Source organism: Stenotrophomonas sp. STEN056 (assembly GCF_056759635.1).
Genome location: NZ_JBRRDL010000049.1, coordinates 1 through 22,840, shown reverse-complemented (window position 1 = coordinate 22,840; position 22,840 = coordinate 1). Strand labels below are relative to the sequence as shown.

The following is a 22,840-nucleotide window of genomic DNA, read 5'->3' as shown; positions in this document are numbered from 1 at the left end:
AAGCAAGAGCGATTCCCGCCTGCGCGGGAATGACGGCTGGAAAGCAGAAATCGACAGCCTGAAACAACAGCGTCACTCCACCGGATTCGCCGCTGTCGCTGCCCGCAGACGGTCCTTCTTGCTCGGCCGGCGGCCCTTGATGCCGCCGTTGTCGTCGGCCACGCGCGGTGCGGTCTGTGCGACCTGCGTCGGCGCGAAACCGGCCAGCTCCTCCACCGCCACCTCCAGCGCATTGCGTTTGCAGATCAAGCGCCAATGCGCCAGCGATGCGGCATCCACAAAGCTCACCGCCTGGCCCTTTTCGCCAGCGCGGCCCGTGCGCCCGATGCGGTGCAGGTAATCGTCCGGCGAACGCGGCAACTCGTAGTTGACCACGGCCGGCAGCCGCGCGATGTCGATGCCGCGAGCGGCCAGGTCCGTGGTCACCAGCACCTGCAGCTCGCCATCCTTGAACGCCTGCAGCATACGCATGCGCCGCCCTTGCGAGAGATCACCGTGCAGTGCCTGCGCGCCCACGCCTGTCGTGCGCAGATGGCCAGCCAAGCGGTCGCTGTCACGGCGGCTGCCGACAAACACCAGCACCTGCGTCCAGTCCGGCGCTTCCAGCAACGACAGCAACAATTCGGTGCGGCGATCACTGTCGATGCGGATCGCCCGCTGGGTGATTTCCGGCTGCGCCTGTTCGCTGACCTGCACGCGTTGCGGTGCGTGCAGGCCGGCACCGGCCAGCGCTTCGATATCCGGCGGGAAGGTTGCCGAGAACAGCAGCGTCTGCCGGCGTACCGGCAACGCCGCCAGCACTTGCCGCAGCTCGTCGCCAAACCCCATGTCCAGCAGGCGGTCAGCTTCATCCAGCACCAGCAACTGCACCTGTTTCAGCGACAACGCGTTGTGCGCCAGCAGGTCCAGCAGGCGCCCGGGCGTGGCCACCACCACATCGGCGCCGCCGCGCAGCGCCATCATCTGCGGGTTGATCGACACCCCGCCCACTGCAGACACCACCCGCGGCTGCCGCTGCAGGTACCGGCCCAGGGTGGTGAAGACATCGGCCACCTGCTGCGCCAATTCGCGGGTGGGCACCAGCACCAGTTGCGCCAGCACACGCGGTTTGCGTGGCGGTGCCACCATGAAACGCTGCAGCGCCGGCAACACATAGGCAGCCGTCTTGCCTGAGCCGGTCGGCGCCAGGGCCACCACGTCGCGGCCCTGCACGATCAGCGGAACCGCCTGTTGCTGGATCGGCGTCGGCTGCGCATACCCGGCCTGCTGCAACGCCTGTTGCAGCGCCGGCAACACGTAGGGAGACAGGCCGAGTCGGGAAAAAGGCATGGGGCGGTGATCCAGGGGAAACGCGAACGGGAGGCGAGTCTACGCCGTTCCCTGTGGCAGACGTGCCTGCAGGCCTTTGGCCTGCAGTTGCTGCAGCACGGCGGCGATGATGGCCAGGTTGTGGCCATGGGCAGCGCCCTCGTGCAGCAGCACGATCGCCCCCGGCCCCAGATCGCGGGCAATCCGCTGCACCACCACGTCCGGTTCGCAGCCCACGCCATCGAAACCGCGCGCGCTCCAGCCCACCCGGGTCAGCCCGTGGCGCTTGAGCGCAGCGGCGACGAAGGGGTTGGTCATGCCCACCACCGAGCGGTACCAGCGCGGCGGCGTACCGGCGATATCACCCAACACCTGTTGGCAGGCAGCGATTTCGCGCGCCATCTCGCCCGGGCCCAGCGCCCAGAAGCGGGCCTGCGGGTGCGACTGGCTGTGGTTGGCAATGCCATGGCCGCGCCGCAGCACCTCGCGCACCAGCTCCGGCCGCGCGGCGACCCGTTCGCCGACCATGAAAAAGGTGGCCTGGGCGCCGTGCGCATCCAGCAGATCCAGAATGGCCGGGGTCTGGTCCGACGGCCCATCATCAATCGTCAGCCACACCGCCGGGCCGGGCACGCGGCTCAATACCGGGGCATAGAAACGGCTGTTGGGCAGGAATACCGGCACCACAAACAAGGCGTGGCTGACCGCCATCAAGGCCAGCCCCCAGGCCCAGCCCCACTGCCACCACACCAGCGCGACCAGCAGCTGTGAGACCAGCAGCCACGGTACCCAGCGCCACGGGCGGGCGGGAATGCGATGTAGAGTTTGCGTGGCAGTCATGCCCCATGATGCCACGCAGCGTAGAATCGGCCTTTGTCCCAGACCACTTCCACGAGTACATGATGTCCCTGGATCCCGCCCTGCGCGCGCGCATTGAAACCCTCCTCGGCGCTGACCGCGTCGTCCTGTTCATGAAGGGCCAGCCGACCATGCCGCAGTGCGGTTTCTCGGCCAAGGCCGTCGGTGCCCTGCAGGACCTGGGCGTCGAGTTCGCCCACGTCAACGTGCTGGCCGACCAGGAAATCCGTGAAGGCATCAAGGCCTACGGCGACTGGCCGACCATCCCGCAGCTGTATGTGGATGGCGAGCTGATCGGCGGCAGCGACATCATCCTGCAGATGGCCAGCAGCGGTGAGCTGAGCAGCCTGCTCGGCCTGGCCGCACCGGACCGCACCCCGCCGAGCATCACCGTTACCCCGGCAGCGGTGGAAATGCTCAAGGGCGCGCTGGCCGATTCCCCCGGCGCGGCACTGCAGCTGAGCATCGACGCCCGCTTCCAGCCCAACTTCCAGTTGGCCCCGCACGATGCCAATGCCATCGCCGCCGAATCCAACGGCCTGCGCGTCCAGTTCGACCTTGCCAGCGCGCGCCGCGCCGAAGGCATCACCATCGACTGGGTGGACGACATCCGCGGCCAGGGCCTGGCCATCAACAACCCCAACGCCCCCAAGCCGGTGCAGGAACTGGACGTGCGCAGCGCTGATGACCAGCTGCGTGCCGGCACCATCACCCTGGTGGACGTGCGCCCGGCCGACGAGCGCGCCATTGCCGCAGTCAACGCCCCGTTTGAAACCTTCGACGGCGACAACCGCGCCAAGCTCGAAGCACTGCCCAAGGACACCGCACTGGCCTTCCTGTGCCACCGTGGTGGCCGCAGCGCCCAGGCCGCCGAGCAGTTCCTGGCACTGGGCTTCACCAACGTGTTCAACGTCACCGGCGGCATTGATGCCTGGTCGGAAAACGTGGACAACAGCGTGCCGAAGTACTGATCGGTCCGCGGTATCGCTGCAACGGAAAACGCCGGCATTGCCGGCGTTTTTCTTTTCCAGAAGCCCCCTCTCCCCAACCCCTCTCCCCTTGCGGGGCGACGGAGAGCAGCTTGCGAATCATTGATTCGCTGCTCTCCTTGCGCCTTCGCGTCTAGCGAAGGCCGGGGCGCGGGGCGGGGGTTGGGGAGAGCGGACAGCCGCAGGCGGCATCGTCAGCCAGACAACTTCCCGCTCACCCCGCAAAACCACCCTCAGCCAGAAAATGCAGTTCATCCGGGGTCGGAATCCGGCCCAGCACCGCATTGCGGTGGGGAAAGCGGCCGAAGCGGCGGATGATGTCACGGTGCAGCTCGGCGAACTTGAGATACTCCAGGTCGCCCAGCACTTCAAACATGGCCACCGAGCGTTCCTGGTCCTGCGGGTCCTCGGAGTGCTCGAACGGCAGGTAGATGAAAGCGCGCAGCTGCGGGGTCAATTCCCGGTCCAGGCCTTCCTCGATGGTGCGCATGGCGTAATGCCGCGCCAAGCCGTCGGTCGCGTAAGAGTGCGCGGTGCCACGGAAGCAGTTGCGCGGAAACTGGTCCAGCAGCACCTGCAGCGCCAGTGCACCGTCGGCCGACTGCAGCCATTCCTCGCAACCACGGCGGGCCGCCAGCCAATGCAGGCTCTCAAAGCGTTGGCGGAACTCATTGTCAAAGGCGTCGTCACGCGTAAACCAACGTTTTGGCCCGGCTGTACGCCAGAAATCCACCACCGCTTGCATTGATTCCATTGCTGCGTCCCCGCCCCACTGCCTGCCTTCAGGCAGCGCCAATTCCAGCCAATCCCGTCGCAACACCGGCATTGGCCCGGCGCGCTTGGGGGCTAGCTTAATGGGCTGCAGCGCATGTGGATATGATCGAGGCGTGAAATAAGACACATCCCAACTGCGACCCGGGCCACGGACTCCGCCCCGGCGCCGGTTTTTGCGCTAGGGTTTCGCCCAAGACAACACGGATCACCAGAGGGCTCCGTATGCGGATAGGAATCGTGGTGGACTCGGCATGCGACCTGCCGATGAACTACCTGCGCCAGAACAACATCGTGCTGCTGCCCATCGACGTGCGCATCGGCCAGACCGTGCTGCCCGACCAGCGCGACGAAGCCGATACCCTGGCCTTCCTGCAGGGCCCGCTCAGCGACCACAGCGCCGAGGCCGAGACCATCCCCTATACCGCCGGGCAGATCCGCGAGCTGTTCCTCAAACGACTGGTCACCGATTTCGACCAGGTGTTCTGCCTGACCATCACCCGCACCCGCAGCCCGCTGTACGACAACGCGGTGCAGGCCGGCTACAGCATCCTCAACGAGTACAAGCCAATCCGTCAGGCTGCCGGCTACAACTCGCCTTTCAGCCTGCGCGTGATCGACACCCAGAACCTCTTCGCCGCCCAAGCGGTGAGCGCAGTGGAAGCCGTACGCATGCGCGATGCCGGCGCCACCGTGCAACAGATGCGCGAACGGCTGGAGCAGGTGGCCATCAACACCCATGGCTACATGGTTACCCGCGACCTGTACTACATGCGCGCCCGCGCCCGCCACAAGGGCGACCGCAGTGTCGGCCTGTTCAGTGCCGCCTTGGGCAGTGCGTTGGACATCAAGCCGGTGCTGCACGGCTACCGTGGCGAAACCGCGCCGGTGGCCAAGATCAAGGGCTTCGACAATGCCGTGCAGACCCTGTTCGATTTCGTCGGCAAACGTGTCACCCACGGCTTGATAACGCCGGTGGTGTGCGTGAGCTATGGCGGCCCATTGGATGAGTTGCGTGCCCTGCCCGGCTATGCGCAGTTGCGCAGCACCTGTGATGCCAACGGGGTGACGCTGATGGAAGCGGTGATGAGCCTGACCGGCATGGTCAACGTCGGCAAGGGTGCGGTGACCATTGGTTTTGCCGATGGCCCCCATGGTTTCGACCCCTGAGTGCGCGGCCATGTCCACGGCATTCCAACAGTCGCCGCGTTAGGCTGCATCCCCCTCAAGGAGAACCCTGCATGTCCGTGCTCTATTCAATCTCCCTCCCGGATCCGGCCAAGGCCCGCGGCAACGACCCGCGCCTGTCCTTCACCGCCAGCGGTGCGGACGCCTTTGCCGAGCAGTTGCAGGCGGCGCTGCGCACCACCGACTTGTTCGAGCGCTGGAAGTCCCTGCAGGACGAGCCGGACGATGTGGATCCGTCCTTCGCCGCCATCGACCCGCAGGCCACCGTCACCGGCGAGCAGGCGGATCTGCGCATCAACCTGCAGGCCACCACCAGTCTGCCGGGCGATGTCTTCAAGCAGCGCCTGCGCCTGCTGGCCGGCAGCCACTGGGAACTGCGCGATGTGCGCTGAACCTTGAGCACGCCGGTCCTGCTGTCCTGGAGCGGCGGCAAAGACGCCGCCTGGGCGCTGCACCATCTGCAGCAGCGTGACGATGTGCATGTGGTCGCGCTGCTCACCACCCTCACCGAAGGCCATGAACGCGCGTCGATGCAGGGCGTGCGCGCGGCGGTTCTGCACGCCCAGGCCGATGCCGCCGGGCTGCCGCTGCTGTCCTCGTGGATTCCACAGGCCTGCGACAACGCGCTGTACCTGCAGCGCATGACCGCCACCCTGCATGAGGCGCGGCAACGCTGGCCGGAGGTGCAGACACTGGCCTTCGGCGACCTGCTGTTGCAGGACATCCGCAGCTGGCGCGAGCAGCAGTACGCTGCACTGGGCTGGAAGACATCATTCCCGTTGTTTGGCCGCGATACCCGCGCATTGGCGCAGGAAATGATCGACGGCGGACTGCGCGCCCACCTGTGCTGCGTGGACACCCGGCATCTGAATGCCGCATTTGCCGGCCGTGCTTTCGATCATTCACTGCTGGAAACGCTGCCGCCCGGCATTGATGCCTGCGGCGAGAACGGCGAATTCCATACCTGTGTCAGCGCCGGGCCGATGTTCAGCCGTGCCCTTGCACTGACGCAGGGGCAGACCGTGCTGCGTGAATCGCGGTACGCGTACACGGATTTCGCGCTGCAGGCGCTTGCATAGGCGGGGATAAAACCCCCGCACTTCGGGTAACGCGGCCTCCACACATCAAACAGTGCGGTCAGCGCATCGCTTGTGCATTGCACTGCTCAATGAAACCGCTGCGGTAGTGCCGAGCCATGCTTGGCAGCAGCTCCGCCGGGAAACCCCCAGCGGAGCATGGCGCCGTACTACGGATTCAGCGCATCGCCTTGGCGTGATGGGCGATGTGCTCGCCGATGAAACTGCTGATGAAGTAATAGCTGTGGTCGTAGCCGGGCTGGATACGCAGTTCCAACGGATGACCGGCCGCTTCGCATGCGGCCTGCAACAGCTGCGGCCGCAGTTGGTTGTCGAGGAACTCATCCGCACCGCCCTGGTCGATCAGCAACGGCAAACGCTCCGTCGCCCCGGCAACCAACGCTGTCGCGTCGTATTGCAGCCATGCCGATTCGTCCTCACCCAGATAGGCGCTGAATGCCTTCTTTCCCCACGGCACCTGCGACGGCGCCACGATCGGCGAGAACGCCGACACGCTGCGGTAACGGCCCGGGTTCTTCAATGCGATGGTCAAGGCGCCATGCCCGCCCATCGAATGACCACTGATCGCGCGCACCTCGCTGGCCGGCAGGTTGGCCTGCACCCACGCCGGCAGTTCCTCGGCGATGTAGTCGTACATGCGGTAGTGCTGCGCCCACGGTTCACGCGTGGCATTGAGATAGAAGCCGGCGCCCTTGCCCAGGTCGTAGCTGTCGGCATCAGCCACCGCGTCGCCGCGCGGGCTGGTATCGGGCGCAACCAGGATGAGCCCGTGCTCGGCTGCATAACGCTGCGCACCTGCCTTGGTGATGAAGTTCTGCTCGGTGCAGGTCAAGCCACTGAGCCAGTACAGTACCGGGCACGGGCCGTGCTCGGCCTGCGGCGGCAGGTACACACCCACCGTCATCTCACAGCCGAGCACCTTCGATGTGTGCCGATGGACATCCTGCCAGCCGCCGAAGCAGGCACGGTGTTCGATACGTTCTGCCGTCATTTCAGTCACCTCACGATGCCGCCGGCAACCGGATCTCGCAGGTCTTCAGCGCGTCCAGGCTGCCCTTCATTTCAATGCGTGCCTGGTCGGCCAGGGTGCCGATGCGCAACGCATAGAACGACTCCGGGATGTCTTCGTACTCGTCAGGCGCTGCGATCAACACACCTGCGATAACGAAGCCCGCGTTCTTCCACGCCTGGCCCAGCGACGACAGAATCGACTGATCGATCTTCACCAGATCCTGCTCCTGCAGTCGCTCGATCGCCTCACGGCCTTCCTGGTCTTCACCCACGCCGGCCAACGCTGCGGCCAAAACATCTTTATTCAACATCGTACTGCTCTCAGTAGTGAATGACCGAACGGATCGACTTGCCTTCGTGCATCAGCTCGAAGGCCTCGTTGATCTTGTCCAGTTCCATTGTGTGGGTAACGAACGGTGCCAGTTCGATATCGCCCTTCATTGCATCCTCAACCATGCCCGGCAGCTGGCTGCGGCCCTTCACGCCACCAAACGCGGTGCCCATCCACTTGCGGCCGGTAACCAGCTGGAACGGACGGGTGGAGATTTCCTGCCCGGCACCGGCGACGCCGATGATCACGCTCTGGCCCCAGCCGCGGTGCGCACATTCCAGCGCCGCACGCATCACGCTGGTGTTGCCGATGCATTCAAAGCTGTGGTCCACGCCCCAGCCGGTCATCTCGACCACCACCTGCTGGATCGGCTTGTCGTGATCCTTCGGGTTGACGCAATCGGTGGCACCAAACTGTTTGGCCAGCTCGAACTTGGACGGGTTGGTGTCGATGGCGATGATGCGCCCGGCCTTGGCCTGGCGTGCGCCCTGGATCACGGCAAGACCAATGCCGCCCAGGCCGAACACCGCAACGCTGTCGCCTTCGGCAACCTTGGCCGTGTTGTGCACCGCGCCGATGCCGGTGGTGACACCGCAGCCCAGCAGGCAGACGTGCTCCGGGTTCGCGTCCGGGTTGACCTTGGCCAGCGACACCTCGGCCACCACGGTGTACTCGGAGAATGTCGAGCAGCCCATGTAGTGGTAGATCGGCTCGCCGTTGTACGAGAAACGGCTGGTGCCGTCGGGCATCACGCCCTTGCCCTGCGTCGCGCGCACGGAGGTACACAGGTTGGTCTTGCCGCTCTTGCAGAACAGGCACTCGCCGCACTCGGCGGTGTACAGCGGAATGACATGGTCACCGGCCTTCACCGAGGTCACGCCCTCGCCCACTTCCACCACGATGCCGGCACCTTCATGGCCCAGCACGCAGGGGAACAAGCCTTCCGGATCATCACCTGACAGCGTGAATGCATCGGTATGGCAGACGCCGGTGTGGGTGATCTTGACCAGCACTTCGCCCGCCTTCGGCGGTGCGACATCAATCTCAACAATCTGCAAGGGCTGGCCCGGGCCAAAGGCGACGGCGGCACGTGATTTCATGATGGTTCTCCTGCGAAATGGGCAACACGGCGCAATGCGCCGCGCGGTTATTTGAGATAGGAACGGATGAGGCTGGACATCTCGGCCACGCGCGCGGCGCGCTGCGTTTCCGAACGCGCCGGCTGGCCGAATTCTTCACGCAGATGTGCTTCCATCACCTCGGACATCAGCCCGTTGACGGCACCACGGATGGCGGCAATCTGCTGCAGCACCGGGTTACAGTCCGCACCCGCTTCCAGCGCGCGCTCCAGTGCATCGCACTGGCCGCGGATGCGCTTGACCCGGGCAAGGACCTTCTTCTTTTCTTCCGGCGAGTGCGGCATCGACCGGCCTCATATCCTGTACTGGGGGATAGTATATTGAGCCGACCATCGAATTGCCACGAAGCGTTCACGTGTACGGATAGGCATCGTCAGTGCTTCACATACAAACTATGGCCAGGGAAGCTCTGAACAACTCACCCGGAGCTGCCAGACTGAAGTCCACGATTTGAGAGCCAGATCCGCCCATGCAATTGACCCTCGGTGACGCCGAACAACAGGGCCGCCGAAGGCGCACGCGACGTGAAATTTCCCTGTCCGAAATGGAGCAGCAGAACGGGAAGTGCCATCCTGCGGCGCAAAGCTGGGCCCGGAAGTCACCGGCTTTTCGGCCGCTTGGCCTGCGGCATCCGCGTAGGCACGGCAATCCGGGGGACTGAGTTATTTGCTCAGACCTTTCCCCTGGAACGACTGCTCCAGAACATGGTCAGCCGCATCCTCGCCAAACTCCAACACCATGGCTTGCCGCACAAGCCCTGGAAGGGCAAACCAGGATTTGCCCGCGAATGCGTCAAGACCCGCAAAATCGGCCTCCTGCTTCAGCCATGCAATTTCGCTGCGACGGATCCTGACGTTTTCATTGTCCAAAAGAGCCCGTCGGTGCTTCTTCATCAAGCGCCGCAGATCCTTGACCGTCAATATCCCAAACCTGCTCAGCTCGGAGGGCAGCTCGTCAAGCGTGGCTTGGCTGTAATCGTTACGGCGACGAAACAGCGGCCGAACCACCAAGCGAATGGTCTTGGCATCCAAGAACGCCAAGTCCGCCTTGGCACGCGCACGTTGATGTCTCATCCGTATTCCCCACGCCTTGATCAAGCCGACCAGCAACATGCCGCAAAGCGCTGCGCCGCTTTTGTATGGCTCGACCCCGGGCCGACTGGATCTCGGCCAGAAGCAGCCGTTTATAGCGTCAAGTTGAATGAACTGTCAGATACCCGCGCTTTTGACCACGCATTCATGGCAAAAGTCCCGGGAGGTTCTGCTGACAAGCCAGGTCCCGCTGGAGTTGTCATAGCTGAAACAGACATTGCTCTCAGAGAAACCAGTGAAGTTGAAGTCGATCGTCTGGGTGGTCAAACCATTCACCTTGAATGCTGCGCTATATGCCCCTGACGACTTGAGAACGACCATGGACGCGAGCGTATCGGGGCGCAGGACATCCATTTCGTAGCCGTTACTGAACGAGACTGTATGAACTTCTCCCACCTTGTCTGGCGCCACGCCACTTACGCAGGCCAATGCTTCATCTTCCATGACCGGGCGGGACCCAGATACCGACGGTGACAACAGGATCAATAGGATCAGTGCGAGCGTTCTCATGGCACCCAACTCTGGAACAAGGCCTGCCTGCGAAGTGCGTGCGTCCAGCATCAGCGCACGATGGCGGCCCGGTAATGCAACGCGCGTTTCCTCCGATTTTCAGGCACCAGGCATGTGCTTGAAAAGCACGATAACGGTAGTGGGTAATTGACCAAGGACCAAGGCATGTAATGCCACGGGGGCGAGACAGCCCAGTGAAGGGGCGCAACAAACCTAGGGCCAGATTGGCCTGGTCATCGCACTTCGCCCTCCTGAAAGGCTGCGCAGAACCCACCTCGGGCCAAATCCAAATGGCGACCAGGCCCGCCGCCCAAAATGAAATGAACCCAGGTGGATGATCGCTTCCGGTCGCGTAGCGTCCTGCGGCCAGAAGTGGACTTTTGCCTCCCAAGGCATCGATATACTCAGCCGTCCACCAATCGGTGGGGTGGAAAAGGAGTCCACGTCGTGCGGGACCACAGGATCGTTCTTGGATGTTTCATCGCGCTGTATCTCACGGCGACCTCCGCGTGTTCAAAGAGCGTCGCTACTTCAACTGTCGATGTATCAAGCAGGGTCATCATCGAGCATGCCGCACTGCCGGATCGGTATTCCGAACCGTTGCCATCCTCAATTCAAGGGATGAAGACTTGGGCCAGGCACGACGCGACGCTTCCACCCGTCGATCATGTGATCGATCTCCTTCTGCAGGGCGAGCCTGACATGCTCGCTGCGATCAAGCGTTCGGCGGCAGGCGTGGCGGCTGACCAGGCCAATGGCTGGGCCAGGGCCTGGTGGGAATTGACGGCGTTCAAAACAGGATCACCCGCCTACTGCAACACCGTGCGCCCGGTGATGGATGGACAACACACGCCACTGCGCGATGCCTTGGCAGGCGTGTATGCGGCTACCTGCCACGCCCCCCAGGACATCGCCCATGTACTGCGTTCCGACACGCCCTACTGGGCGGTGATCGAAAGCTATCAATCAGGGTTTTCCAACTATCCAGCCCCCACGGAGCTCCAGCCGCTGATAGTGGCGGCACGTCGTGCGTCCGATGCAGGCGACGCCGGAGAAGTGCGGCAGGCCATGTGGGCACTGGCCGATCGCCCGGAACCCGAGGCCTGGGCCAGCCTGCGCGCCATGCATGCCCAAATGACGGACCGCGACCAAGCCGACCAGATTGCGATGGCGTTCCTCCGTACAGGCGCGCCCGAGTTGCACGCTGTTGCCTCGCGGACATGCACCACCATGAAGCGGCCACATCTGATGTGCGCTTCCGGCCCCCGTCCGGCGGAGGCAGGTGCAGAACCTGCGCCTGTGCTGAAGGATTCCACCGCCGCTATTGACTCCATGCGAAATCGGCTTGAGCAACTTGGCTTTCCGCTCACACAGGGTGCGGAACTTGAGCCGCCTACCAGTGCGGATCCAGAAGTCATTCTGATGGCGGCCGGCCGGATCCATGGTTTTGACGCCGAAACCGATCAGTTCCCGAACGCTCACGACTCCGTATTGCGCGCACTTGCGCAACTGGTGCAATCCGCACTGACAGGTGCCGTGTTCGAAGAGGAATTCCCGGAAGACGAGACCGGCCCCTACCGCCTTGTTGCCTATCTCGACGGGAAGCGCTACCAGACCGCCGCCCTCAATCTGGGGGACTGGTACGACGTCGAGGCGATGCTGCGTCTGCTCAATGCCATGCTGGAAGACAAGGGCCGGGTTGAACGCCTTGCCTCCCTGCACACCGGCGACCAGACCGCGTGGATCGTCGGTGCCCCGCAGCCTGCCATCGAAGGTGCGTTCAGCGCTGGCTTGCTGCGCCCGGGCGATGCCCGCAGCGCGGAAAGAAGCGGCAAGGCATTCGAGGACACAGTGCGCGAGCAGTTGGGCAGGTAAGCCTCACGATGGCGCGCTGGTTTGCATCGGCGACGCGGCCTGCGCGCTTGCCGGCTGTCATGTCCGTTTCATCGGCCACACGCCGCTCCGGGAACTACCGGGAGGGCGGCGAAAGAGCCCCGCGAGCGGGTCAAACGGCATCTCCCAGCCCAGCTGAATAGGCTGCAGGAACCATCTTCACGACGCCGTATCACCTGCCCGTTTGCACAGCAGTATCGTCGCGTCCATCCGCCCCGGAGAAGCCGCAATGGACCGTCGCCTGCTGTTGCCGCTGCTGTCCTCAGCCTTGGTTCTGCCCCTGCTTGGAGGCTGTGATTCCGCCAGGAACGCCGGTAGCGAAAACGATACGGCGATGCGTTCCACCGCCACCGTGCCCTTGTTCGACACCTTCGGCGATCTGCACCGCGATATCGCCACCCCGGTGCCTGCGGCGCAGCGCTATTTCGATCAAGGCTTGCGCCTGACCTACGGTTTCAACCACGAAGCAGCCGGACGCGCCTTTGCCGAAGCCGCGCGCCTGGATCCGCAATGTGCGATATGCGTGTGGGGCCAAGCCTTGGTGCTGGGGCCGAACATCAACCTGCCGATGGATCCGTCCCTGGCCAAGGACGCCACTGCACTCGCCGCCAAGGCTGGCAGCCTGGCCAGCCATGCCACGCCTGCCGACCGCGCATTGATCCAGGCACTGCAGGTGCGCTACGCGGATCCAGCTCCCGACGACCGCAAACCGCTGGACCAGCGATACGCCGAAGCGATGGCTGCGGTGGTTGCACAGTTCCCCGATGACGACGATGCAGCAACCTTGTATGCCGAAGCACTGATGAATCTCTCGCCCTGGGCGTATTGGCAAGCGGACGGTACGCCTGCCCAGTTCACGCCGACACTTGTCGGTGAGCTGGAACGCGTGCTGGCGCGCAGCCCTCGCCATATCGGCGCAATGCACTACTACATCCACGCCATCGAGGCCTCGCCCGAACCGCAACGTGCCGAGCCGCAGGCCGACGCGCTTGCCGCGCTGGCACCGGGCTCCGGCCACCTGGTGCATATGCCGGCGCACATCTACATCCGCGTTGGCCGCTATCACGACGCCACACTGACCAACCTGGCGGCAACCACGGCCGACAAGGACTTCCTGGCGGTATGCCGTGGCAGCAACGGTGTCTATCCACTCGGTTACGTGCCGCACAACTGGCACTTCGCCACGATGACCACCGGCCTCACCGGCTCGCGCACGCTGGCCATGCAGGCCGCCCGTCAAACCGCCGACCGCGCCGACCGTGCGGCGATGGGCGCAGCGCCCCTGCAGTTCATGCAGCAATTTGTGGTGGCACCCACGCTTACCCAGGTCCGCTTTGGCGACTGGGATGCCATCCTCGGCGATACCAGTACGCCACCGGAACTGCCCTACCCGGCTGCCATCCGGCACTTCGCGCGCGGCATGGCACATGCACGCAAAGGTGCGTTGGCTGAGGCCACGCGCGAAGCCGATGCACTGCATGTGATTGCCATGGACCCCGCCATGGCACAGGTCAGCTTTTTCGACATCAACCATGCCGACGGCGTGCTGAAAGTGGCCGACGCACTGCTGCGTGGCGAGGTGCTGCGTGCGCAGGGCAAACATCCCCAGGCCATCGCAGCCTTGCGCGAGGCTGCTGCGGCCGAGGATGGGCTTGCCTACAACGAACCGGCCGACTGGCCATTGCCCGTGCGCCCCTATCTGGGCGCCGCGCTGCTTGATGCCGGTGATGCGGAAGGTGCGGTGGAAGCATTCGCACAGGATCTGAAGACCTATCCACTCAATGGCTGGTCGTTGTATGGCCTGGCGCAGGCACAGCAGACCCTGGGCCAGACGGAAGCAGCGACAGAAACCTCACGCCAGCAGACAAAAGCCTGGCAATGGGCCGATATGCCGCTGACGGCGGCGCGGTATTGATCACCAACGGGCATCCGCATGCCATCGAAATCGGAGGACAGTACGTCGGACAACAACGAGTTCACCGGAACTTCGGTGCCCTGCCAAACCTTTGGCAGCAAACCGACGATGGCCACGCGGCATCGTGAGCATGCGACCAAGGCGAATCCACAGTGCTGCGTACCGGCAGCGGTCAGTGTGAGCAGTGCCCGTGGAAGAACAAACCGCTTTCAGCTACTTCTGCAATCAGCGTCAAACACGCATGGGCATATCCAAGGCACTGGCCGCATACGTTGTTGAACGGTGCCAATGGAATTGCCACCGTTGCAGTTTGCCGGCGCGACAGCTGCTCAACCCGACGCTTCTCCCAGCATCCGCTGCAACATTGCCGCCAGCACCTTGACCTCCGGGTCGGCGGTGGGACGGTGCAGCAACACCAGCTCGATGCTGTCGATGAGCGGCAGGCCGCTTTCCGGGCCCAGCACCACATGCGCTGCGGTCACCGCGCGGGCGGGCAGCAGGCTGATGCCCAGACCATCGCCCACTGCGGCCTGGATGCCGCCCAGGCTTGAGCTGGTGAAGGTGATGCGCCAACGCCGGCCCAATGCCTCGATGGCATCAATCATGTCTTCGCGGTATAGCCCGCGCGGCGGGAACGCCACCAACGGCACCGGCTCGTTGCCGAATGCCGGGCTGGCGGCGCCATCAATCCAGCACATCGGTTCGGGCCAGCACGCCACGCCTTCGCGGCTGCCGCGGCGCTGCTTGACCAGCACCAGGTCCAACTCGCCACGGTCATAGCCTTCGCCCAGGGCACGGCTCAGCCCGCTGCTGACTTCCAGCTTCACGTGCGGATGATCGCGGCTGAACTCGGCCAGCAGGCGCGTGGTGCGGCCGGCAGCGAAATCCTCCGGCACGCCAAAGCGCAGGGTGATGGGCGCACCGCCGCTCGACAACGCTTCGGCCAGTTCCTCGTTCAGGGCCAACATCCGCCGCGCGTAGCCCAGCACGGTCTCGCCGATGTCGGTTGGGCGCACGTCACGCACGCCCCGGTCCAGCAGCCGGTGCCCGGCCAGGTCCTCCAGCCGCCGCAGCTTCTGGCTGATGGTGGACTGGGTGGAATGCAGGCGCGTGGCGGCGACGGTGAAACTGCCGCAATCGGCCACGGTCACCAGCGCGCGCAGCAGGTCGAGGTCGAATGCCGCTCTATTTGATTTCGGAATGTCACCCATCTGCATATTTAATTTCTGGATGGAGCAGCCGACTTGTAGCATCGGCGCATGGTCGGCGTAAACGCCCGTGCCGCCGCGTCCGGCAGGCTGCGCAGGCCGTCATGCAACCGGAGAACCCCATGGCAGCCCGACATTGGATCACCACACATGCCCTGGCTGCGATGCTCGCCTCCTGCGCGCCAGGCGCCGATGCCGGGCCGCAGGGCCGGCAGTTGCACCACGCCGCCAGCACCGGCGAGGTTGCCGATGTCCAGCGCCTGCTGGCCGCCGGCGCGGACCTTGAGGCACGCGATGACCAGGGCCGAACCCCGGTGCTTGCCGCCGTGCGCGAGCGCCAGACCGCCACCGCGCTGGCCCTGATCGACGCCGGTGCCAACGTCAACGCCAAGGACGCCATCAACGACAGCGCCTACCTGCTGGCCGGGGCCAGCGGTCAGCTGGAAATCCTGCGCGCCACCCTGCAACACGGCGCCGACCTGCGCAGCACCAATCGCTACGGTGGCACCGCGCTGATTCCAGCAGCCGAGCGCGGGCATGTGGACGTGGTCCGCACCCTGATCGAGGCCGGCGTGGCCGTGGATCACGTCAACAACCTGGGCTGGACCGCCCTGCTGGAGGCCATCATCCTCGGCGATGGCGGCGCGCCGCATGTCGCCATCGTGCAACAGCTGATCGCCGCCGGCGCCGATGTAAACCTGGCCGATGGCGATGGCATCACCCCACTTCAGCACGCCCGCCAACGCAGGCAGGCCGAAAACATCCGCCTGCTGCTTGCCGCCAACGCACGCTGAGCACACGCACTTCAACCGCACCCGCCGTACAACACAGGTAACGCTTGCATGAAAACCCCGTTGTCCCTTGCCCTGTCCGCCCTGCTCGCTGCAGCGGCGCCTGCCGTCGCTGCCGAGTCCAACGCCGACGTGCTGATCCGCCATGCCACCGTCGTCGATGTCGAACACGGCAGCACCCGCGCCGGGCAGACGGTGGTAATCCGCGGCAACGACATCGTCGCCGTGGGTGACGACCAGGCCCTCGCCCGCCAGTGGCGCGCCGCCAAAAACATCGACGCGAAGAACCGCTACCTGATCCCCGGCCTGTGGGACATGCACGTGCATTTCGGCGGCGGCCCGGCGTTGATCGAAGAGAACAAGGCGCTGCTGCCGCTGTATGTGGCGCATGGCATCACCACCGTGCGCGATGCCTCCGGCGACCTCGCCGAGCAGGTGCTGTCATGGCGCGGGCAGATCGCCAGCGGCCAGTTGTTCGGGCCACAGCTGTTCACCTCCGGCGCCAAGATCGAAGGCCTCAAGCCGGTGTGGAAAGGCACCATTGAAGCGGGCGACGAGGCCGGCGTGAATGCCGCGCTGGACCGCGAGCAGCGCGACCAGGTGGATTTCGTCAAGATCACCGACAGCACGCTGAAGCCGGAGCTGTTCCTCTATGCGCTGGCTGAAGCCAAGCGACGCGGCCTGCGCACGTCCGGGCACATCCCGATGGCGCTGACCGTAGGCCAGGCCGTGGATGCCGGCATCAGCTCCATCGAGCACCTGGACTACGCCTACAAGGCCGGCGTGAAGGACGAGGCCACGATTGCCGCCGACTTCGCTGCCGGCCGCATTGACCGCGCCGAAGCCAACCGTCGCCTGCATGCCGGCTTTGACCGCGACACCGCGATGGCGGCCTACCGCCGCTTTGCCGAGCTCGGCGTGGCGGTAACGCCCACGCTGGACGGCGGCCGCATCATCGACTTCCTCGATGTCGAGCCGCGCGACAACGACGCTTACCTGGCCTACATCGGCCCGGGCCTGCGCAAGACCTACGAATGGCGCGTGGAGCGCGCGGCCAAGGCCACGCCGGAACAGATCCAGGCACGCCACGCGCGTTACGCCGAAGTCGCCGCCGTGTTGCCGATGCTGCAGGAAGCCGGTGTAAACATCATGGCCGGCACCGATGCGGGCTTTCTCAATTCGTACAACTATCCCGGCATCGGCCTGCACAACGAACTGAAGCTGTACGTGCGCGAAGGCCTCACCGCGCCGCAGGCATTGCTCGCCGCCACCCGCGCCGGCCCGGCATGGTTCGGCAAGCTCGACCGCTACGGTTCGGTGGAAGTGGGCAAGGCCGCCGACCTGGTGCTGCTGGAGCGCAACCCGCTGCAGGACATCGACGCTACCCGCACCATCAACACCGTGATCCTGCGTGGGCAGGTGCATGACCGCGCGGCACTGGACGCGATGCTCGACACTGCCAGGACGCAGGTTGCGGCCTGGAACCAGGAAGCCGCAGCGAAATAATTTCTGCGTTTCAGTGGTGCCTGACGCGTGGCCGATCACTCCGCTGATCGGCCACGTTTCCATGCAGTGATGGCCGAAGCCAGCGTACCCATCCGTCATCCGGACGCGTCATCATGGCAGGCCGCAAGGCTCCGGCATTCGCCGTGAAGCCTTGGCCCCTGCGCACCACCACTCCACGGAACGCCATGCACAACAAGGTCATCGATACCGTACTCGCCGCACAGCCCGAACTCACCGCACACCGCGATTACCTGCAGCGCATCGCCCGCCCCAGCGTGGTCATCCGCATCGACGCGCAGGGCCCAGACGGCCACCAGAGCCGGTTCGGTGGCAATCCGCTGGTGGCCCCTGGCTTTGAATGGCCGCGCCATGACATTGGTGAGTACGTTTTCCTGGGTCATATCGACTTTGCCGGGATCATCGACCGCCCCGCATCACTCCCGGACGAAGGCATCCTCTCGCTGTTCCATGCCCAGGATGAAGAGGGCGAAGTGTTCTGGGGCGATGACGGCTACATTCTCGGCTTCTACTGGCCCGACCCCAGCGTGCTGGTGCCGATGGCATCACCACATGGCAAGCCTGCGCCCGCAAAGCGCATCCACCTGCAGGGCAGTGCCGATCTGCCACGTCATCGCGAGCTGCGCAGCGACTGGCCGTTCGATGTTGACCTGCTCGAAGCTGTCGGCCAAGCGCTGCCCGACGACTACCTGCTCGGCCATCCCTCGCACTACTCGCTCGGCTACGACCCCACGCCCGGTGACGGCTGGTGCCCGCTGCTCACCGTGCACTCGCACGATGCCTTCGACTGGTGTTGGCACGACGGCGACAAGCTGATGGTTTTCATCGAAAACAATCGCCTCGCCGCGCGTGATTTCAGCCACCTGAAATCAGATGCAGGATGAGCACGACCGGCCGCCATTACCTTGGATGAAGCAATGCAGTTCCCTGAGTTTTCCACTGCACTGGCGGCCCTGTACGCCGCCAACGAGCAATCACTTCAGCTGCAGCCGGCGGCCAGCGCCGCCGACATCGCACTGGCCGAAGCCGAACTGGGCTTTGCGATCTGCCCGGCACTCAAGGCCGCGTGGCAGGTCGCCAATGGCGGTAGCGCCTGGCAGACCGTCTTCGCCCGCAGCGGTTACCTCACCGGCTATGAATTCCTGTCGCTGGATGCGGCAATGAAGCAATGGCGCGGCATGCGTCAACGTGCCCCGCGCTATGCCGGCTACGAACAGCCACACCCGCGTGATTCGCGGCTGCTGGATGGCTGGTTCCAGGCGGGCTGGCTGCCGTTTGCCGGCTTCTCCGCACCCACCATGCTGCTGGTGCTGGACCACACGCCCTCGGCGCACGGCAAGGCCGGGCAGATCATCGCCTTCACCCATGATGCCGATGCAATGGACTACGTCTGCGCGGATTTCCCCACGCTGCTGCGGGAATCCCTTGCACAGATCGAAGCCGAGCCCGAGGACCTGCTGCTCGAATGAGGCAGACGACAGTGGGCATGTGACGCCGCCGCAGCGGCCACTCTCTGCTCGATGCGCCCAGCCAGGATGCCAACCCACGCATGCCCGGCAGGCGATTTCACCCAGCGTGGCGAACAGGGTGACTGTTCGCCATTGCCGTCAGCATGGCCAAAACGCACACGCCTTAGGCGTCACTGCGCGGGGCAATCAACGCATCATCCAGCGCCGCCGCACGCTGCCATGCTTCACGCGCCCGCAGGCGCTGACCGTAGATGGTGAAGGCATCGCGCTCGGGCAAGGTCTTGAACAGCAGGCCCCACAACACCTGGCTGCCGACATACACATCGGCTGCACTGAAGTGCTCGCCCAGCAGCCACGGCGAGGCACCGGAAACCGCGGTTTCCAGCGTATCAACCATCTGCTCGAAGCTGCCGTATCCCACCATTCCGGCCTTCTCCGGCGGTGCCAGCAAACCCAGCGCCTTGGCACTGACCGCCGCTTCCACCGGGCCGGCAGCGAAGAACAGCCAACGGAAATAACTGCCGCGTCGCGGGTCATCCAAGGCCGGCGCAAGCCGCGCTGCGGGAAACGCATCCGCCAGATAACTGCAGATGGCCGCCCCTTCGGTCACCACCGTGCCGCGATGGACGATGGCCGGCACCTTGCCCATCGGGTTGATGGCCAGGTATTCCGGCGACTTCATGCTTTCGCCGTAACCCCGCACTTCGGTGCGGTACGGCTGGCCGATCTCCTCCAGCATCCAGCGCACGATGCGGCCGCGCGATTGCGGGTGGGTGTAGAAAACAATCTCCTCGACAGGACTGGCCATGCGTGCGACTCCGCGGGTGGAGCGCGCAGTCTATAACCGCCGGGGTGGCAGCCGTCAGCGCTGCTGGTAGGCGTAGACCACACTGGAAGGTTGCGGCCGCGCCAGCTCCTGCCCGGCCACGGCGATCACCGGCAGTGCATAGCCACGCGAGGTGGCCAAGCCGCTACCGGCAAAGCGGTCCTGGAAGGCGGCCTGGGTCTGCGGGTAGTCGATGTTGTGGAAGCGCATCGGCACGCCGGCCTGCTCCAGTTCGGACAGCATGCGGCGGGTATACGAGCAGCCGGGCCGGCCATAGACATCAATCACATCGCGGTCCGGCAGCACCCGTGCAGCAGCCACGGCCTGTTCCTGCTGCCTGGCTGCGTCATGGCGCTTGTACACATGCACCGCGCCGCCGGCCACGCCCAGCAGCAACAGCAACCCGAAAGTTCGATTCATTGCGCGTCCTTGCACACCGTGTCTGGCGGCGACGCTAACACGGCCCGGCGAAATGCCTCAAGCACGCCACCGGGCTGCGTGGATCAGTAGGCGAACTCGCCGAACAACTCGTCCACATTGCCGTTCCAGCGGCCATGGAACAGCTCCAGCTTGCGCTCGGCGGCGGTCTTGCCGGAATCGACAATCTCCTGCAGCACGTCGAGGAAGCGGGTTTCGTCCTGCCCATCGCCGTTGAGCGCGGCACGACGGCGCAGGCCATCGCGTGAGATCTCCAGCGCGCGCGCGGCCAGCTCACGCACCGTGCCGTTGCGGAACGGCAGGTTCATCGCCTGCCTGGGCACGCCGTCGCGCAGCACGTTGCGCTCGACCAGGCTGAAGTCCTTGACCAGATCCCACGCTGCATCCAGCGCGGTCTGGTCGTACAACAAGCCCACCCAGAACGCCGGCAGCGCGCAGATGCGGCTCCACGGGCCGCTGTCGGCACCGCGCATTTCCAGGTACTTCTTCAGGCGCACTTCCGGGAAGGCGGTGGTCATGTGATCGGACCAGTCACGCAAGGTGGGCATCGCACCCGGCAGCACCGGCAGCTTGCCCTGCATGAAGTCGCGGAAGCTCTGCCCGCTGGCGTCGTGGTAGATGCCGTCGCGGTAGGAGAAATACATCGGCACGTCGAGCAGGTAGTCCACGTAGCGCTCGTAACCAAAGCCATCCTCGAACACGAAATCGAGCATGCCGGTGCGGTCGGCGTCGGTATCGGTCCAGATGTGCGAACGGTAGCTCAGGTAGCCGTTGGGCTTGCCTTCGGTGAACGGCGAATCGGCGAACAACGCGGTGGCAATCGGCTGCAATGCCAACGACACGCGGAATTTCTTCACCATGTCCGCCTCGGAGGCGTAGTCCAGGTTGACCTGCACCGTGCAGGTGCGGGTCATCATGTCCAGGCCGAGCGAGCCGACCTTGGGCATGTAGCTTTTCATGATCTGGTAGCGGCCCTTGGGCATCCACGGCATTTCATCGCGGCGCCACTTGGGCTGGAAGCCCATGCCCAGGAAACCCAGCTGCAGTTCGCCGGCCACCTGCGCCACTTCATTGAGATGCGTGCCGGTTTCCACGCAGGTCTGGTGGATGGTCTCCAGCGCCGCGCCGGACAACTCCAGCTGCCCGGCCGGCTCCAGCGACACCGAGGCGTTGTCGCGCAGCAGCGCAATGGTGCGGCCGTTTTCCAGCACCGGCTCCCAGCCGAAACGGGTCAACCCGGTGAGCAGCGCTTCAATGCCGCGCTCACCGTCAAAGGTGGGCGGGCGCAGGTCATCCAGGCGAAACCCGAACTTCTCGTGCTCGGTGCCGATCCGCCATTGCGACTTGGGCTTTTCGCCCGAGGCAATGTTCTGGACCAACTGGTCGCGGTCAGTGATGGGGGTATCGGCGACGTGGCTGGGGCTCGACAAGGGCAGGCTCGCTGGATGCTGGTCAGGGCGGGAAGGTGGGGGCCAACCCCCGCCATCGCAAGGGCGCACTATATCGCGGCGCACATTGCCATCATGTCACCGTGGCGGATTTCAGCATCCCACCGGCGTTGGCTTGACGTGCCTTCCCCCGCAAATGCGACTGCACCTGCGAGTCATTCCGCCTGCAACCGGCGCCCCGTCCTAAACTGCGCGCATGAGCCGATCACAACATCCGGAAGTGCACCGCTCCGACCGCGTTGGCTGGTTGCGCGCCGCCGTACTGGGCGCCAATGACGGCATCGTCTCCGTCGCCGGCCTGGTGGTGGGCATCGCCGCCAGCGGTGCTTCAGCCTCCACGGTGCTGGCCACCGGCGTGGCCGGCACGGTTGCCGGCGCCATGTCGATGGCCGCCGGTGAATATGTGTCCGTGCAATCCCAGGCCGATGCCGAACACGCGGACCTGGCGGTGGAACGCCGCGAACTGCACGAAGACCCGCACAGTGAGCTGGAGGAACTCACCTCCATCTATCGTCATCGCGGCCTTTCGCCGGAGCTGGCACGCCAGGTCGCCGAACAGCTCACCGCACATGATGCCCTGGCCGCACACGCGCGCGACGAACTGGGCATCACCGAGGAATTGCGCGCCCGCCCGTTGCAGGCCGCCGCCGCATCCGCCACCGCCTTCATCGCAGGTGCCGCCCTGCCGGTGCTGACGGCCCTGTTTGCCCCGCACGCATATGTCGCGCAGATCACCACCGCCTCCACCCTCATCGGCTTGTGCATCACCGGCGCGCTCGCCGCATACGCGGGTGGCGCCGCCCCGCTGCGTGGCGCGCTGCGGGTGATGTTCTGGGGCGCGCTGGCGATGGGCGCGGCCGCGAGCATCGGCCAACTGCTCGGCGTCGCGTTGTAAACCACAGGCCGAGCTTGGCCTGGCACTAAGGAGGCGGCTCTCCCCCTCCCCAACCCTCCCCTTCGCGGTGCGAAAGGGAGGGAGCAGGAGCAGGCGCCGGTCAATCTTCCAGGAAGCAGGAACCACCCTCCCTTTCGCAC

At 64.9% G+C, this 22,840-nt stretch carries 24 protein-coding genes; 11 read left to right on the top strand and 13 right to left on the bottom strand.

Features of this window, described 5'->3' with window-relative positions:
* Positions 1-72: 72 nt before the first annotated feature.
* Together ACVOLO_RS17320 and ACVOLO_RS17315 are read right to left on the bottom strand one after the other, a co-directional pair.
* A complete protein-coding gene (locus ACVOLO_RS17320; protein WP_481571563.1) occupies positions 73-1,329 on the bottom strand; it encodes a DEAD/DEAH box helicase in 1,257 nt (418 codons plus the stop codon).
* A gap of 39 nt (positions 1,330-1,368) precedes the next feature.
* Positions 1,369-2,148: a polysaccharide deacetylase family protein gene (locus ACVOLO_RS17315; protein WP_481571562.1), complete on the bottom strand. Its 780-nt coding sequence runs from the start codon at positions 2,146-2,148 to the stop codon at positions 1,369-1,371.
* Between the two features lie 62 nt (positions 2,149-2,210).
* Between ACVOLO_RS17315 and grxD the strand changes: the two genes are divergently transcribed.
* The gene (gene grxD, locus ACVOLO_RS17310) at positions 2,211-3,137 is read left to right on the top strand and encodes a Grx4 family monothiol glutaredoxin (protein ID WP_481571561.1); all 927 of its coding nucleotides are present in this window, start codon (positions 2,211-2,213) and stop codon (positions 3,135-3,137) included.
* A gap of 232 nt (positions 3,138-3,369) precedes the next feature.
* On the opposite strand, the gene ACVOLO_RS17305 is transcribed toward grxD, so the two are convergent.
* Positions 3,370-3,909 carry a DUF924 family protein gene (locus tag ACVOLO_RS17305; protein WP_481571560.1) on the bottom strand — a complete coding sequence of 180 codons (540 nt, stop codon included), beginning with the start codon at positions 3,907-3,909 and terminating at the stop codon, positions 3,370-3,372.
* 242 nt (positions 3,910-4,151) lie between these two features.
* Between ACVOLO_RS17305 and ACVOLO_RS17300 the strand changes: the two genes are divergently transcribed.
* From ACVOLO_RS17300 to ACVOLO_RS17290, 3 genes are all read left to right on the top strand, one after another.
* Positions 4,152-5,096, top strand: coding sequence for a DegV family protein (locus ACVOLO_RS17300; RefSeq protein WP_481571559.1), 945 nt, complete (start codon positions 4,152-4,154; stop codon positions 5,094-5,096).
* A gap of 71 nt (positions 5,097-5,167) precedes the next feature.
* Positions 5,168-5,506: a hypothetical protein gene (locus tag ACVOLO_RS17295; RefSeq protein WP_481571558.1), complete on the top strand. Its 339-nt coding sequence runs from the start codon at positions 5,168-5,170 to the stop codon at positions 5,504-5,506.
* A 3-nt stretch (positions 5,507-5,509) separates the two neighbouring features.
* Positions 5,510-6,193: a Dph6-related ATP pyrophosphatase gene (locus ACVOLO_RS17290; protein WP_481571557.1), complete on the top strand. Its 684-nt coding sequence runs from the start codon at positions 5,510-5,512 to the stop codon at positions 6,191-6,193.
* 175 nt (positions 6,194-6,368) lie between these two features.
* Here the strand turns inward: ACVOLO_RS17290 and fghA are convergent, their stop codons facing one another.
* The 6 genes from fghA to ACVOLO_RS17260 all read right to left on the bottom strand — a co-directional run bounded on the left by fghA (position 6,369) and on the right by ACVOLO_RS17260 (position 10,344).
* Complete coding sequence (fghA, locus tag ACVOLO_RS17285; RefSeq protein WP_481571556.1) at positions 6,369-7,202, bottom strand: S-formylglutathione hydrolase; 834 nt, start codon at positions 7,200-7,202, stop codon at positions 6,369-6,371.
* Positions 7,203-7,212: 10 nt separating this feature from the next.
* Positions 7,213-7,533, bottom strand: a complete 321-nt coding sequence (locus ACVOLO_RS17280; protein WP_481571555.1) for a DUF3658 domain-containing protein — start codon at positions 7,531-7,533, stop codon at positions 7,213-7,215.
* Positions 7,534-7,543: 10 nt separating this feature from the next.
* Entirely contained in the window at positions 7,544-8,653 is a 1,110-nt protein-coding gene (locus ACVOLO_RS17275) for an S-(hydroxymethyl)glutathione dehydrogenase/class III alcohol dehydrogenase (RefSeq protein WP_481571554.1), read from the bottom strand.
* 47 nt (positions 8,654-8,700) lie between these two features.
* Positions 8,701-8,976, bottom strand: a complete 276-nt coding sequence (locus ACVOLO_RS17270; RefSeq protein ID WP_481571553.1) for a metal/formaldehyde-sensitive transcriptional repressor — start codon at positions 8,974-8,976, stop codon at positions 8,701-8,703.
* Positions 8,977-9,354: 378 nt separating this feature from the next.
* Positions 9,355-9,804, bottom strand: a complete 450-nt coding sequence (locus ACVOLO_RS17265; RefSeq protein ID WP_481571552.1) for a hypothetical protein — start codon at positions 9,802-9,804, stop codon at positions 9,355-9,357.
* A 96-nt stretch (positions 9,805-9,900) separates the two neighbouring features.
* A complete protein-coding gene (locus ACVOLO_RS17260) occupies positions 9,901-10,344 on the bottom strand; it encodes a hypothetical protein (RefSeq protein WP_481571551.1) in 444 nt (147 codons plus the stop codon).
* A 570-nt stretch (positions 10,345-10,914) separates the two neighbouring features.
* Between ACVOLO_RS17260 and ACVOLO_RS17255 the strand changes: the two genes are divergently transcribed.
* Positions 10,915-12,168, top strand: coding sequence for a hypothetical protein (locus ACVOLO_RS17255; RefSeq protein WP_481571550.1), 1,254 nt, complete (start codon positions 10,915-10,917; stop codon positions 12,166-12,168).
* A 352-nt stretch (positions 12,169-12,520) separates the two neighbouring features.
* Positions 12,521-14,101, top strand: a complete 1,581-nt coding sequence (locus ACVOLO_RS17250) for a hypothetical protein (RefSeq protein WP_481571549.1) — start codon at positions 12,521-12,523, stop codon at positions 14,099-14,101.
* A gap of 329 nt (positions 14,102-14,430) precedes the next feature.
* Here ACVOLO_RS17250 and ACVOLO_RS17245 read toward each other — a convergent pair whose 3' ends face one another.
* A complete protein-coding gene (locus tag ACVOLO_RS17245) occupies positions 14,431-15,312 on the bottom strand; it encodes a LysR substrate-binding domain-containing protein (RefSeq protein ID WP_481571565.1) in 882 nt (293 codons plus the stop codon).
* 161 nt (positions 15,313-15,473) lie between these two features.
* Here ACVOLO_RS17245 and ACVOLO_RS17240 point away from each other — a divergent pair, with 161 nt between their 5' ends.
* The 4 genes from ACVOLO_RS17240 (at position 15,474) to ACVOLO_RS17225 (ending at position 19,093) form a co-directional block, all read left to right on the top strand.
* Positions 15,474-16,103 carry an ankyrin repeat domain-containing protein gene (locus tag ACVOLO_RS17240; RefSeq protein WP_481571564.1) on the top strand — a complete coding sequence of 210 codons (630 nt, stop codon included), beginning with the start codon at positions 15,474-15,476 and terminating at the stop codon, positions 16,101-16,103.
* Positions 16,104-16,151: 48 nt separating this feature from the next.
* Complete coding sequence (locus ACVOLO_RS17235; RefSeq protein ID WP_481571548.1) at positions 16,152-17,606, top strand: amidohydrolase family protein; 1,455 nt, start codon at positions 16,152-16,154, stop codon at positions 17,604-17,606.
* 143 nt (positions 17,607-17,749) lie between these two features.
* A complete protein-coding gene (locus tag ACVOLO_RS17230) occupies positions 17,750-18,508 on the top strand; it encodes a DUF1963 domain-containing protein (protein WP_481571547.1) in 759 nt (252 codons plus the stop codon).
* A gap of 33 nt (positions 18,509-18,541) precedes the next feature.
* Positions 18,542-19,093 (top strand): SMI1/KNR4 family protein, encoded by a 552-nt coding sequence (locus tag ACVOLO_RS17225; protein WP_481571546.1) that lies wholly within the window; start codon positions 18,542-18,544, stop codon positions 19,091-19,093.
* A gap of 163 nt (positions 19,094-19,256) precedes the next feature.
* On the opposite strand, the gene ACVOLO_RS17220 is transcribed toward ACVOLO_RS17225, so the two are convergent.
* The 3 genes from ACVOLO_RS17220 to ACVOLO_RS17210 form a co-directional block, all read right to left on the bottom strand.
* Positions 19,257-19,901 (bottom strand): glutathione S-transferase family protein, encoded by a 645-nt coding sequence (locus ACVOLO_RS17220; protein WP_481571545.1) that lies wholly within the window; start codon positions 19,899-19,901, stop codon positions 19,257-19,259.
* Positions 19,902-19,955: 54 nt separating this feature from the next.
* A complete protein-coding gene (locus ACVOLO_RS17215; protein ID WP_481571544.1) occupies positions 19,956-20,339 on the bottom strand; it encodes a glutaredoxin family protein in 384 nt (127 codons plus the stop codon).
* A gap of 83 nt (positions 20,340-20,422) precedes the next feature.
* Complete coding sequence (locus ACVOLO_RS17210) at positions 20,423-21,787, bottom strand: glutamate--cysteine ligase (RefSeq protein WP_481571543.1); 1,365 nt, start codon at positions 21,785-21,787, stop codon at positions 20,423-20,425.
* 214 nt (positions 21,788-22,001) lie between these two features.
* Here ACVOLO_RS17210 and ACVOLO_RS17205 point away from each other — a divergent pair, with 214 nt between their 5' ends.
* Positions 22,002-22,700 carry a VIT1/CCC1 transporter family protein gene (locus tag ACVOLO_RS17205; RefSeq protein WP_481571542.1) on the top strand — a complete coding sequence of 233 codons (699 nt, stop codon included), beginning with the start codon at positions 22,002-22,004 and terminating at the stop codon, positions 22,698-22,700.
* The last annotated feature ends 140 nt before the right edge of the window (positions 22,701-22,840 follow it).